The sequence below is a fragment of the Ruegeria sp. THAF57 genome (assembly GCF_903914075.1).
In the GTDB taxonomy this organism is placed as follows: domain Bacteria; phylum Pseudomonadota; class Alphaproteobacteria; order Rhodobacterales; family Rhodobacteraceae; genus Ruegeria.
Window position 1 is genome coordinate 472,669 of sequence record NZ_CAIWNQ010000001.1, and the last position, 12,167, is coordinate 484,835.

A 12,167-nucleotide genomic window follows, 5' to 3' on the forward strand; every position below is an offset into this window, starting at 1 on the left:
GCTGTATTGGTCAGAGCGTCGCGCGAAGTACTTTGCGCACCCACCGCCCCAGATAGATCACCGGCCAGCGCAACACGGACATTCCCGCCGCCAGAACGACCAAGCCAATCCAGGGACCGTTTTGCAAAGTCACGTAGCCAAGGATCGGAATGCCAACAGCAATCAGAACATAAGCCCTGGTCCAGTGGTTGTCTTTGCTTGGTATCATTGCCAGCACATTCGCAGCAATCCCCCAGACGAAAGCAAGGGCAAGAGACACGTTCACTCTTCTACCTCCTGCCCGGTCCAACGGTGCCAGTAATGACGGATTGGATTGCGGAACATTGACGCAAAGGCAGCAAAGGCCAGCACTGAAAAGAACCAGCCGAAATCATGGCCTAACCAGACGATAAGTGCAGGTGCGGCCACAAACAAAACAACGCCGGGTGGAAATTGCAGACGCATCGGCAGCATGGCCACGACGGTCGAGGCCACCACCCACAATCCTGCAAATACCACTGAATAAACCATTCGCCCCTCCAAGGACGCTTTCTGGCGAGTCCGACCACGCTCTTTAAGGTTGCGCGCCGGCAGAGTCCATTACCTTATCCAGCCTGCTTACGCAGCAACCGTTCCGGCAAACCATTGGCCCATGCGCTGATCGTACCGGCCCCCAAACAGACGACCATGTCGCCGGGGCGGGCTTGTTCGCGGACCAGCCGTTCCAGATCGTTTTCATCCAGCAGCGCGCGGGCATGGCGGTGGCCGTGACGGATCAGGCCCTGCACCAGATCATCGCGGGATGCCCCCTCGATCGGGTCTTCTCCGGCGGCAAAGATTTCGGCAATGGCGACCACGTCGGCGTCATTGAAACAGGTGCAGAAATCATCAAACAGGTTCGACAGGCGTGAATACCGGTGCGGTTGATGCACTGCGATTACGCGGCCTTCGGAAGCCTGACGTGCTGCTTTTAGTACGGCGGCGATTTCAACCGGGTGGTGGCCGTAATCGTCGATAATGGTGACACCGTCGACCTCTCCTACCTTAGTAAAACGGCGATTGACGCCGCCGAAATTGGCCAAAGCCTCGCGAATTTCCGCGGTTTTCATACCCAGATGACGGGCAACGGCCACGGCGCTTAATGCGTTCGAGACATTGTGGTCGCCCGGCATTGGCAGCGTGCAGCCTTCGATCACCGTGTCTTCATATTGCAGATGAACATCAAAATGCGCGACTCCGCCCTTATAGGTCAGGTTCACAGCCCGCACGTCGGCCTGCGCGTTAAACCCATAAGTGCGCACGCGGCGGTCGGTGATACGACCCACCAACGTCTGCACCTCGGCATGATCCGTGCAACAGACCGCGAGGCCGTAGAAGGGAAGGTTCGAGACAAACTCATAGAACCCGTCGCGAAGCTTGTCGAAATCGCCCCAATGCTCCATATGCTCGGGGTCGATATTGGTGACAATAGCAATGGTCGCGGGCAATCGGTTGAACGAGCCATCCGATTCGTCGGCCTCGACCACCATCCATTCGCCCTGCCCCATCCGCGCGTTGCTGCCATAGGCGTGAATAATACCGCCATTGATCACGGTGGGGTCGAAATCGCCCGCCACCATCAACTCGGCCATCATTGTGGTGGTGGTGGTTTTGCCATGGGTTCCGGCGATAGCGATGTTGGACTTCAAGCGCATCAGCTCGGCCAGCATGTCGGCACGGCGCACCACTGGCAGTCCTTGCGCGCGGGCCCCGTCCAATTCGGGATTGCCAGCCTTGATCGCGGTAGACACCACAACAACGGCTGCGTTTTCAAGGTTTTCGGCGCGCTGACCCACGAAAATCTCGGCCCCCAAACTGGCCAGACGGTCGGTGATCTTGGACGCTTTCAGGTCCGAGCCCTGCACCCTGTAGCCCAGGTTCAGCAGAACCTCGGCAATCCCGGACATCCCAATCCCGCCGATCCCCACAAAGTGGATCGACCCTACGTCTTGCGGCAGTTTGGTTGCTGGATTCATGTGGTCTCCTTCTGCGCCAACTGTTCGACGAGGTGCACCAGACGCTCGGTCGCATCGGGCGCGCCAGTCGAGAGGGCGGCGTGGGCCATCTTTTGCGCGGCTTCGGGGTTTGTCAGAACTGCGGTGATTTGCTGCGTCAGCGCGGGAACGTCAAGCAGGTTTTCTGGGATCATGATCGCGCCCCCGGCCTGCACCAACCCACGCGCATTGGCGGTTTGGTGATCTCCGGCAGCAGCGGCAAATGGGATCAGGATCGAAGGCCGCCCGATTACCGAGATATCGGCAACGCTGGAGGCACCCGAGCGGCTTATGACAAGTTGCGCATCGGACATGCGTCGCGGGACGTCATCGAAGAATGGCAGGACTTCGGCGCGAATTCCGTTGTCAGCATAAAACGCGGTGACACGTTCGCCGTCCTCATCCCGCGCCTGATGAGACACCCGGATATGAGCACGCAGGTCTTCGGACAATGCCGCAATCGCACCGGGCACAACGTCGCTGAGGATACGTGCCCCCTGCGAGCCGCCCATAACAAGCACAGACATCGGGTAGTCGCCGGGGGGGATGTACCCAGACGCTGCACGCTCTAACACGGCTGCACGGACCGGGTTGCCGGTGTGAACCCCCTGCGCGCCGTCTGGCAGGTCCGTGGGCCACACGCCGCAAGCCACCTGCGCCACGCGCTTGGCGAACAACTGGTTCACGCGGCCCAGCACACCGTTCTGTTCGTGGATCATGCGCGGGATGTTCAGCAACGTTGCCGCCCCCAACGCAGGGATTGAAGGGTATCCACCAAAGCCAACAACCACGTCTGGTCTGTCGCGCATCATCTGCATTGCCATGCTGGTCACGCCGCCCGCGATCTTTGGGCCCACCATCGCTTTGGCGGCCAAACCGCCCCGCGCGAACGTGGCCGAGGATGCCTCGACTATCTCGGTCGAATGGGGAAAGCCACCTGTATAACGCGCACCGCGCGCATCAGTTGACAAGCGGACGCGCCAGCCTTTGTGCAGCATTGCCTCGGCCAGCGCCTGTGCCGGGAACATGTGCCCCCCGGTGCCGCCCGCCGCAATCAGAAGGTAAGGTGCTGTCATCAACCTCGTCCGCGCAGAATATCGCCCAGTTCGCCCTGTGGCCGGGTACGGGTAAAGGCCAGCAGCATGCCGACTGCAATACCACCCGCAATCAGCGAGGAACCACCATAGCTGACGAACGGCAGCGTCATGCCTTTGGCGGGCAGCAGACGCACGGCCACCCCCATATTGATCATCGCCTGAACACCAAACATGCAGGCCAGACCTGTCCCTGCCAGACGGATAAACATGTCGCGTTCACGCATCAGCCGCAGGAGCGAACGCACGACGATCAGGGAATAAAGCGCGATGATGATCAACACCAGGATCAGGCCATATTCCTCGGCCGCGACAGCGATGATGAAATCCGTATGCGCATCGGGCAACGACCATTTCACCTGCCCCTCACCCACGCCCACACCGAACAGCCCACCCTCGCGGATCGCATTGGTGGCATAGCCAAGCTGCGTGGTCGGATCGACCTCTTGGTTCAGGAAACCGTCAATGCGGCGCGCAAAATGTTCCGAGTTCGAGTAGGCGAACATCCCGCCCAGAACGACCGCGCCCGCCATGCCGACCAGCAGCAGCATCGGCGCACCGGCCACGAAATACATTACGCCCCAGCCAAACAGGATCAGGCAGGCCTGACCAAAGTCGGGTTGCAGCACCAACATCGCCACGATCGCCATACACAGCGCAAAAGACCACAACCGCCCCGGAGGGCCGTTGATTTCCTGCGACGCGGCCAGCAGCCATGCAGCCACGACGATGAAACCGGGTTTCAGAAATTCGGACGGTTGCAGCGAGGCAAAGCCCAACGAATACCAGCGCACCGCCCCTTTACCGAAATCGGTCCCGAAGACAGGCAGAAAAGCCAGCGCCACAAACGCGCCGAGAAAGCCCAGCACGGCCAGTCGCCGCACCAAAGTCGGCGACATCATCGAGGTCAGCAGCATCGCAATCAGAGCCAAGCCGCCGAACAGCGCCTGCCGCTCAACGTAGTGAAAAGGATCAAACCCATTGCGGCTTGCCAGCGGCGGCGAGGACGCCAACCCCAGCAACAAGCCAATGACAAACAGGATCAGAACGCAGGACATCGTCCAGCGGTCAATCGTGCGCCACCACTTTGGTAGAATCGGTTCGCCGCGCTGGTCCTGGACCGCGCCATACACCATCTCAGTCATGAGATACCGCCACTCTCTGCCTCGTTCACGTCCCGTTTTCGGGATCTAATTGGGAGTCTATCCCGGTTTTTACCTTTGGGCCAGTAAAATGAGGGGTTTGAGCGAAAACAAACCGCCGTCAGCAAAGTCCCGCCGGGACGGGGGTTTGCAGAATGATGTTGGCCTAAATCTGACTACTCAACTTCTTCAACCGGTGAACCGGACTTGGCCCAAGCGGTAAACCCACCGTCGATATGAACAACCGGCTTTAGCCCCATCTCCATCGCGATTTTGGCACTAAGCGCCGACCGCCACGCGCTGGCGCAATAGAACACGTATGTCTTGTCCTGATTAAAGACGTCCTTGTGATACGGGCTTTCGGGGTCAATCCAGAATTCGAGCATCCCTCTGGGGCATGAGAATGCCCCGGGGATCTTGCCAGACCGCTTTAATTCACGAAAGTCGCGCAGGTCGATCAGAACGTAGTCCTCGCTGTCTAGCATGGCTTGGGCCTGCTCAACCGATACTGACGAAACAAGTGCATTCGCTTCGGCCAGCAGTGCCTTGATTCCCTTTGTTATTGTCTGGGGCATATTGGACCTTTCCTGAAAACATCATGCGCCGATACAGAGAATACCTGACAGTTCATAGCATCAAAGAAAGGGACGCGACATAAAAGGCACGCACCATGTCCCCCTTGCCATCCCCGGTAATCCGCGCCATGCGCAGCACATGGACTTTGACACGATCATCCTTGGTGCCGGGGCAGCCGGTATGATGTGCGCTTTTCACTGTGGAGGGCGCGTATTGGTGATCGACCATGCGAAGGCCGCTGGTGAGAAAATCCGTATCTCCGGCGGTGGACGCTGCAACTTTACGAACATGTACGCAGAGCCCGGTAATTTCCTGTCGCATAACCCGCATTTTTGCAAGTCCGCATTGGCACGGTACACCCAGTGGGATTTCGTCGATCTGGTCGGGCGGCACAAGATTGCGTGGCACGAGAAAACGCTGGGGCAGTTGTTCTGCGACGGTTCCTCAAAACAGATCATTCAGATGCTGATGGATGAGATGGCGAATGCAGGGGCCGAATTGTGGGTCCGGACCGAGTTGCGGGACCTTCGCAAAACCGAAACCGGCTTCGCCCTTGATGTTGATCGTGAAGGACAGCGCGTTTCCCTGACCTGCGCCAATCTTGTGCTGGCCACGGGCGGCAAGTCGATCCCCAAAATGGGTGCGACGGGGCTGGCTTATGACATCGCGCGACAATTCGGGTTAGGCATTACTGATACAAGGGCGGCGCTGGTGCCATTCACGTTTTCGGACGAAAAATTCAAAGAGCTTTCAGGCGTTTCCCTGCCTGCCCGATTGTCGAACACCCGCACCAGTTTTGACGAAGCGCTGCTGTTCACCCATCGCGGCCTAAGCGGTCCGTCTGTTCTGCAACTGTCCTCTTACTGGCGCGAGGGCGAAGACATCAGCGTCAATCTGATCCCAGATCTCGCTCTGTTTGATGTGCTGCGCGATCAGCGGCAGGCTGGGGGGCGCAAAGCTCTGACCACTGAGCTGGCCCGGCACCTGCCCGGTCGTCTGGTGGAATTCCTCAGCCGCATCATCCCCATGCAAGGCAATCTGGCTGACCAATCCGATGCCGCGCTGAGCGAACTGGTCAAAGCCCTGTCAGACTGGCAACTGACCCCATCCGGCACTGAGGGCTACCGCACCGCCGAGGTCACATTGGGTGGGATCAACACCGACGACCTTTCGTCCAGAACGATGGAGGCCAGGGATGTCCCCGGCCTCTATGCAATTGGCGAAGCAGTGGATGTCACTGGCTGGCTGGGCGGATACAACTTCCAGTGGGCGTGGTCATCGGGCCACGCCGCCGGAACTGCAATCGCAGGCCGTTAACCTACGACGTTATACCCACGTCCGCGCATACAATTGCGCACGATCACTTCCTGATTTTGAGTATTGTTAATCGCGCTCGCACCCGCACCTACAAGCGCACCCGCAACGGCGGCACGTCCCAGATCGCTGGCGCTGTCGTCAATGATCGCCTTGGTGCCAGCAGCACCCGCCGCGCCGATGGCAGCAGCGCCAGCCGTCCGGCTATCCACTGTCGGCTGAGACCGTGCAAGCGCCTGACACTGGGCCAGATCTGCATTGTAGTTTGGCCCAACCGGTCCATCGACAACCGGCTGGTAATTGGCACCGACATTGGAGCAGGCTCCGACCACCAAAATAGCAGGCAGGATCAAAGAGAATTTACGGTATGGCATAATCATAACCTCACGTTGAATTTGAAGGCAGGCAAAACCAATAATCTTGGCGCGTCAAGCTGATAGCAACTCAGCTTCGCTCAACCGGCGATCAATTGCAAACCTCTATTCTGACAGCCTCTGCCGAACCTGCGCCTCAAAGTCTTCTCCGCGTCGCTCGAAACTGTCGTATTGGTCGAAACTGGCCGCCGCTGGTGCCAATAGCACAGTTTCGCCCGGCTGGGCGTCCGACATGGCCTGCGCCACGGCCTCGGCCATCGTCGTGCAAACCAGCGTTTCTGCGTCAAGTTGCATGGCAAATCCGGCCGCCTCGCGCCCGATCACATAGGCTTTGATGACCCTGTCCGAAGCTGCGTTCAATGCCGACAATCCGCCCTCTTTCTCTAGCCCACCGCATATCCAGCGGATTTTGCCAAATGCGTTCAGCGCCTTCAGAGCACTGTCCACGTTGGTGGCCTTGGAGTCATTCACAAAGGTAACGCCATCTGCCTCGGCGATGATCTGGCTACGATGCGGCAGGCCGGGATAGCTGTGCAAGGCGTCCTCGATCACGCGAGGGGCCAATCCCAGCGCGCGACAGGCTGCGTAGGCTGCGCAAGCGTTCTGGTGGTTATGCGAACCGGGCAGTCCCTTGATCCCACGCATGTCAATCGACCCGGCCTGCCGACCTTTGCGGTATTCCGACAAGAACCCCTTGCGCGCGAAGACCTGCCAACCGGGGCCCGTCAATTTGCGTGCGACCGATACGCGGATCACCCGGTCGTCAGAAGGCCCCTCGGCAAGCTGACCAGCCAAAAACGCTCCTTCTTTCTCGTCGATGCCAATCACAGCGCGATCCGGTCCGCCTTCGGCGAACAGCCGACGCTTGGCCGCAAAGTACCCGCCCATCCCGCCGTGTCGGTCCAGATGATCCGGCGAAAGATTGGTGAACACCGCGACATCCGGCGTCAAAGCGCGGGCAAGTTCTGTCTGATAGCTGCTCAGCTCCAGCACCACGACAGAGCCATCCCCGCCCGGCTCAATATCCAGGACACCCCGCCCGATGTTCCCCGCCAACTGAGCCTCTCGCCCCGCTTCGGTAAGGATATGATGGATCAAAGCGGCCGTGGTCGATTTACCGTTCGACCCCGTCACCGCAATCACGCGCGGAGGCATATCGTAGTTGTTCCATTCCGCACCCGCGAAAGAGCGGAAGAACAGCCCGATGTCGTTGTCTACCGGCACGCCCGCATCCAATGCAGCGGCCACCACAGGGTTCGGGTCAGGATAAAGATGCGGAATACCCGGCGAAACGATCAGCGTGGCGATGTCGTCAAACACGCCGTGGCGCAAAAGGTCGGCGCAGGCAAAACCTTCACCTTCGGCCTTCTCGCGGGCCGCTGGGTTGTCATCCCAACAGACCGGCTCTGCGCCGCCAGCCCTTAATGCGCGTGCAGCGGCCAGCCCTGACCGACCAAGCCCCAGAACCGCAACTTTATGTCCTGAAAACCCTTTGACCGGGATCATGCTGCCCACCCTTTTTTGACTTTGGCTTGGGCGTCACCCTGCGCAGAAGACCCCCTCATTGGCAAGGGAATAGACAGGCTCGCGCCAGCGCGAGCCGGGCCCAACAGGTGGCAGGTGGACCGGAGGTCCGCCGAACCTGGCGGGAGCGCTACCGAACTTTCAGCGTTGCCAGACCGATCATCGCCAGGATCAGGGAAATGATCCAGAACCGGATCACGATCGTCGGTTCCGCCCACCCCTTTTTCTCATAGTGATGGTGGATCGGCGCCATCAGGAACACGCGGCGACCGGTGCGTTTGAAGTACAATACCTGAATGATCACGCTCAGGGCTTCGACGACAAACAGGCCGCCGACAACAGCCAGCACCAACTCGTGTTTGGTGGCAACTGCGATAGCACCCAGCGCGCCCCCCAAGGCCAGTGACCCGGTATCGCCCATGAACACAGCAGCAGGCGGCGCGTTATACCAAAGAAACCCAAGCCCCGCGCCGAAAAGCGCCGAGGTAAAGATAAAGATTTCGCCCGTTCCCGGCACATAGTGCACGTCCAAATATTCGGTAAAATCGACCCGGCCCACCGCATAAGCGATGATCCCCAACGTCGATGCCGCGATCATGGCAGGCATGATCGCAAGCCCATCCAACCCATCCGTCAGGTTCACGGCATTCGCCGCTCCCACGATCACAATAATCGAGAACGGAATATAGAATATCCCCAGATTGACCAGCGTGTCCTTGAAGACCGGCACGGCAAGCTGGTTCTGCAAAGCCTCGGGATGGTGCAAAGTCGCCCATAGCGACGCCAGAACCGCAATAATGATCCCCAGAGCAAGCCTCATTTTACCCGAAACACCCTTGGTGTTCTGCTTGGAAACCTTGGCGTAATCGTCGGCAAAACCAATGGCTGCGTAAGCCAAAGTCACGAACAGCACCATCCAGACATAGGGGTTGTCCCACCGTGCCCAGACCAAAGTCGACGTCACAAGCGCCCCGACGATCAGCAAGCCGCCCATGGTTGGCGTTCCCGCCTTTGAGAAATGCCCTTCGGGACCGTCATCCCGGATCGGCTGACCCTTGCCCTGCTTCTTGCGCAACACGTTGATCAGCGGTTTTCCAAACAGGAACCCAAAGATCAACGCAGTCATGAAAGCCCCGCCTGCACGGAACGTGATGTACCGAAAGAGGTTAAAGAAATCCCCCCCGTCCGACAGGCCGGTCAACCAATAAAGCATCTTAAAACCTTTCTCGTGCGGCGATCATGGGTCAGGCGCGCTCCCTTGCCCCATTTTCCGCAAACCGTCAACAATCTGCGCCAATGCCATGCTCAGAGAGCCTTTGGCCAATACGGTATCACCGGCTTGGATCAGCTCTGGCAAATGCGCGGTCATTTCAGTGCTGGTTTCAAACCAAAGGCCGCGTTTTTCGTCCGGCAAAGCGTCGTTAAGCGCCTTCATCAGCGGGCCAATACAGTGAACGCGATCAACACGTTGCATGGCATCCACGTTGGCCATATTGGCGTGCATTTCGACTTCTTGTGCGCCCAACTCTTTCATATCGCCCAAGAACGCGATCCTACGGTCACCCTGCGACGCGGCCAGCACATCCAGCGCGGCCTCCATCGAGGTTGGGTTGGCGTTGTAGCTGTCGTCCAGCAATTCGACCTGACCGCCCCCAATCAGCGCAATCTGCTCTCGCACCCCGCGCCCCTTGACCGGAGACCACCTGGCCAACCCAGCAATCGCGTCGTCCAGTTCAACGCCCATCTCGACACAAGCGGCCAATGCCCCCAGCGCGTTCATCGCAAAATGCGTGCCGGCAGATTGTACGTCAAACGTGAATTGGACATCGCCAACGGTCGCCGACGCATGTATAGAAGCCGAGGCCTGCGTGACATCGTTCAGCACATAGTCCACTGCGGATCGTCCGAACTCCACGACCCCAGCCCCATTTTCCATGGCACACTCACGTAGAATTTCTGCGTGTTCCACATCCGCGTTGACAATCGCAGCGCCACCTTTGGTCAGACCTTCGAAAATCGCGGCCTTTTCATGGGCGATCCCGGCAACAGATTCGAACGCCTCTAGGTGGACAGCCGCCACAGTGGTCACCAACGCCACGTGCGGGCGGGCCTGCCGCGCCAAGGGCGCGATCTCTCCGGGGTGGTTCATGCCAATCTCGATTACCGCATACTCGGTGTCGCGCGGCATCCGAGCCAATGTCAGGGGAACACCCCAATGATTGTTGTAGCTGGCTACGCTGGCATGGGTTTTTCCCTGCGTTTCCAAAATAGTAGAAAGCATTTCCTTGGTTGAGGTTTTCCCGACGCTGCCAGTAACTCCCATAACCCGCGCGTGCGTGCGCGCGCGCGCGGCCTGCCCCAGCGCCACCAACCCTGCCTGAACGTCGTCCACGATCAGCAGGGGCGCATCTTCGGGCACACCTTTGGGCACACTGGACACAAGCGCCGCACCTGCCCCTTTTTCCAATGCCTGCGCAACGAACTCATGCCCGTCGCGCGCCGCTTTCAACGCTACAAAAAGATCGCCGGGCTGCAGGGTTCGCGTGTCAATGGACACGCCGTTTGCTGTCCAATCCCCCGTCGCACGCCCACCAGTAGCTTGAGCGGCTTCGGATGCGGTCCACAAGGTCATGCAACCCTCCCGTCAAGTGCTGCGACGCTTATGCTGGCCTGTTCCACATCGTCAAATGGCAGAACCTGATCGCCAACAATCTGGCCTGTTTCATGCCCTTTGCCTGCTATCAGCAGCGCGTCGCCGGGTTGCAAGGCATCGACACCGCGCAGAATGGCCTCGGCCCTGTCTCCGACTTCGGTTGCACCCGGTGCCCCTTGCATCACGGCCTCGCGGATCACTGCGGGGTCTTCGCTGCGCGGGTTGTCATCCGTTACAAATACCACATCGGCGTTGTTCGCCGCAGCCTTGCCCATCAAAGGGCGCTTTCCTGCATCCCGATCGCCACCGGCACCAACGATAGCAATCAGCCGACCCATGACATGCGGGCGCATCGCCTTAAGCGCGGTCGCAACCGCGTCCGGAGTATGGGCGTAGTCCACGAACACTGCCGCCCCGTTCTCTCGTGTTGCGGCCAGTTGCATGCGTCCACGCACGGTTGTCAGGTGCGGCAAGGTTTCGAAAACGCGATCGGGGTCATCTCCGCCCGCGATCACAAGCCCGCAGGCCAAAAGGACATTCTCGGCCTGAAACCCCCCAATCAGGTTCAGGCGCGTTTGAAAGACCTTTCCTTTCCACGAAAAGCGCAGGTCTTGACCCGTGGCATCGAAACGCTGGTTCATCAGACACAGGTCTGCATCACCCAAACCAACGGTCAGCACATCCTGCCCCCGGTCTTCGGCGATCTTGAGGACTTGCAGTCCTTTGGGGTCACTCATGTTGATAACGACCGTTCCGTCCTGCGGCAGAACGCGATCGAACAAACCGGCCTTGGCCGCAAAATAGGCCTCAAACGTTTCGTGGTAGTCCAGATGGTCCTGCGTGAAGTTTGAAAAGCCCGCCGCAGTCAGATTCACCCCGTCCAGGCGCCGTTGTTCCAAACCGTGCGACGACGCCTCCATCGCGGCGTGGGTCACGCCGTTTTCTGCCGCTTCTGCCAGACACCGATGCAAGGTTATAGGCTCTGGCGTAGTATGGGCCAGTGGCGCGGTCCAGGCACCTTCGACACCGGTTGTGCCAAGATTGACCGCAGCGTGGCCCAGTTCCATCCAGATCTGACGTACAAAGGTTGCGACCGACGTCTTGCCGTTTGTCCCGGTCACGGCAACGATGGTCTGCGGTTGAGAGCCAAACCAAAGCGCCGCACATCCCGCCAGCGCCTGACGAGGGTCTTCAACGACGACCAGCGCAGCGTCCGAACCCGACAGCTCATCCGCTGCGATCGCAGCCCCCTCGGCATCCGTCAGGATGGCCGCAGCGCCCATCCGCAAGGCAAACTGAATAAACTCGCCCCCGTGAACCCGCGTACCGGGAAGGGCTGCGAACAAATAGCCGTCCTTGACCTCTCGGCTATCGACGGCCAACCCGGTAATTTCCGGGTTTGCACCACCTCGGGCGGTCAGGGCCAGTTGGCTGAGTTTCTTTGTCCTTGTGCCCATCGCCCACCTCTTGCCGGACAG

General features: G+C 59.3%; 12 protein-coding genes. 1 reads left to right on the forward strand and 11 read right to left on the reverse strand.

The annotated features are described in order from the left end of the window. Positions 1-10: 10 nt before the first annotated feature. The 6 genes from RUESEDTHA_RS02255 to RUESEDTHA_RS02280 form a co-directional block, all read right to left on the reverse strand. Positions 11-265 (reverse strand): DUF2484 family protein, encoded by a 255-nt coding sequence (locus RUESEDTHA_RS02255; protein WP_180883986.1) that lies wholly within the window; start codon positions 263-265, stop codon positions 11-13. Continuing rightward, a complete protein-coding gene (locus RUESEDTHA_RS02260) occupies positions 262-510 on the reverse strand; it encodes a DUF2484 family protein (RefSeq protein WP_171210420.1) in 249 nt (82 codons plus the stop codon). The genes RUESEDTHA_RS02255 and RUESEDTHA_RS02260 overlap by 4 nt, the downstream gene beginning before the upstream one ends. A 74-nt stretch (positions 511-584) precedes the next feature. Then, complete coding sequence (murC, locus tag RUESEDTHA_RS02265; protein WP_180883988.1) at positions 585-1,994, reverse strand: UDP-N-acetylmuramate--L-alanine ligase; 1,410 nt, start codon at positions 1,992-1,994, stop codon at positions 585-587. After that, positions 1,991-3,088 carry a UDP-N-acetylglucosamine--N-acetylmuramyl-(pentapeptide) pyrophosphoryl-undecaprenol N-acetylglucosamine transferase gene (locus RUESEDTHA_RS02270; RefSeq protein WP_180883990.1) on the reverse strand — a complete coding sequence of 366 codons (1,098 nt, stop codon included), beginning with the start codon at positions 3,086-3,088 and terminating at the stop codon, positions 1,991-1,993. The genes murC and RUESEDTHA_RS02270 overlap by 4 nt, the downstream gene beginning before the upstream one ends. Continuing rightward, positions 3,088-4,251, reverse strand: coding sequence for a putative lipid II flippase FtsW (gene ftsW, locus RUESEDTHA_RS02275; protein ID WP_171120656.1), 1,164 nt, complete (start codon positions 4,249-4,251; stop codon positions 3,088-3,090). The genes RUESEDTHA_RS02270 and ftsW overlap by 1 nt, the downstream gene beginning before the upstream one ends. A 173-nt stretch (positions 4,252-4,424) precedes the next feature. Continuing rightward, positions 4,425-4,823, reverse strand: coding sequence for a rhodanese-like domain-containing protein (locus RUESEDTHA_RS02280; RefSeq protein ID WP_180883993.1), 399 nt, complete (start codon positions 4,821-4,823; stop codon positions 4,425-4,427). Positions 4,824-4,962: 139 nt separating this feature from the next. Here RUESEDTHA_RS02280 and RUESEDTHA_RS02285 point away from each other — a divergent pair, with 139 nt between their 5' ends. Next, positions 4,963-6,141, forward strand: a complete 1,179-nt coding sequence (locus RUESEDTHA_RS02285; RefSeq protein ID WP_180883995.1) for an NAD(P)/FAD-dependent oxidoreductase — start codon at positions 4,963-4,965, stop codon at positions 6,139-6,141. Here the strand turns inward: RUESEDTHA_RS02285 and RUESEDTHA_RS02290 are convergent. From RUESEDTHA_RS02290 to RUESEDTHA_RS02310, 5 genes are all read right to left on the reverse strand, one after another. Then, complete coding sequence (locus RUESEDTHA_RS02290) at positions 6,138-6,512, reverse strand: glycine zipper family protein (protein WP_254428667.1); 375 nt, start codon at positions 6,510-6,512, stop codon at positions 6,138-6,140. The two genes, RUESEDTHA_RS02285 and RUESEDTHA_RS02290, sit on opposite strands and share 4 nt — an antisense overlap. 105 nt (positions 6,513-6,617) lie before the next feature. Next, positions 6,618-8,018 (reverse strand): UDP-N-acetylmuramoyl-L-alanine--D-glutamate ligase, encoded by a 1,401-nt coding sequence (gene murD / locus RUESEDTHA_RS02295; protein WP_180883999.1) that lies wholly within the window; start codon positions 8,016-8,018, stop codon positions 6,618-6,620. Between the two features lie 148 nt (positions 8,019-8,166). Then, positions 8,167-9,249, reverse strand: coding sequence for a phospho-N-acetylmuramoyl-pentapeptide-transferase (mraY, locus tag RUESEDTHA_RS02300; RefSeq protein WP_180884002.1), 1,083 nt, complete (start codon positions 9,247-9,249; stop codon positions 8,167-8,169). A gap of 24 nt (positions 9,250-9,273) precedes the next feature. Then, the gene (gene murF, locus RUESEDTHA_RS02305; protein WP_180884005.1) at positions 9,274-10,668 is read right to left on the reverse strand and encodes a UDP-N-acetylmuramoyl-tripeptide--D-alanyl-D-alanine ligase; all 1,395 of its coding nucleotides are present in this window, start codon (positions 10,666-10,668) and stop codon (positions 9,274-9,276) included. Beyond that, on the reverse strand, positions 10,665-12,146 hold the full coding sequence (locus RUESEDTHA_RS02310; protein ID WP_180884007.1) for a UDP-N-acetylmuramoyl-L-alanyl-D-glutamate--2,6-diaminopimelate ligase: 1,482 nt from the start codon (positions 12,144-12,146) through the stop codon (positions 10,665-10,667). Before RUESEDTHA_RS02310 ends, murF begins: the two co-directional genes overlap by 4 nt. Positions 12,147-12,167 lie beyond the last annotated feature (21 nt).

Coding starts and splice junctions, on each gene's coding strand:
- RUESEDTHA_RS02310 (WP_180884007.1), bottom strand. CDS start 12,146: ATGGGCACAAGGACAAAGAAACTCAGCCAACTGGCCCTGACCGCCCGA.
- murF (WP_180884005.1), bottom strand. CDS start 10,668: ATGACCTTGTGGACCGCATCCGAAGCCGCTCAAGCTACTGGTGGGCGT.
- RUESEDTHA_RS02280 (WP_180883993.1), bottom strand. CDS start 4,823: ATGCCCCAGACAATAACAAAGGGAATCAAGGCACTGCTGGCCGAAGCG.
- ftsW (WP_171120656.1), bottom strand. CDS start 4,251: ATGACTGAGATGGTGTATGGCGCGGTCCAGGACCAGCGCGGCGAACCG.
- murD (WP_180883999.1), bottom strand. CDS start 8,018: ATGATCCCGGTCAAAGGGTTTTCAGGACATAAAGTTGCGGTTCTGGGG.
- mraY (WP_180884002.1), bottom strand. CDS start 9,249: ATGCTTTATTGGTTGACCGGCCTGTCGGACGGGGGGGATTTCTTTAAC.
- RUESEDTHA_RS02260 (WP_171210420.1), bottom strand. CDS start 510: ATGGTTTATTCAGTGGTATTTGCAGGATTGTGGGTGGTGGCCTCGACC.
- RUESEDTHA_RS02270 (WP_180883990.1), bottom strand. CDS start 3,088: ATGACAGCACCTTACCTTCTGATTGCGGCGGGCGGCACCGGGGGGCAC.
- murC (WP_180883988.1), bottom strand. CDS start 1,994: ATGAATCCAGCAACCAAACTGCCGCAAGACGTAGGGTCGATCCACTTT.
- RUESEDTHA_RS02290 (WP_254428667.1), bottom strand. CDS start 6,512: ATGCCATACCGTAAATTCTCTTTGATCCTGCCTGCTATTTTGGTGGTC.
- RUESEDTHA_RS02285 (WP_180883995.1), top strand. CDS start 4,963: ATGGACTTTGACACGATCATCCTTGGTGCCGGGGCAGCCGGTATGATG.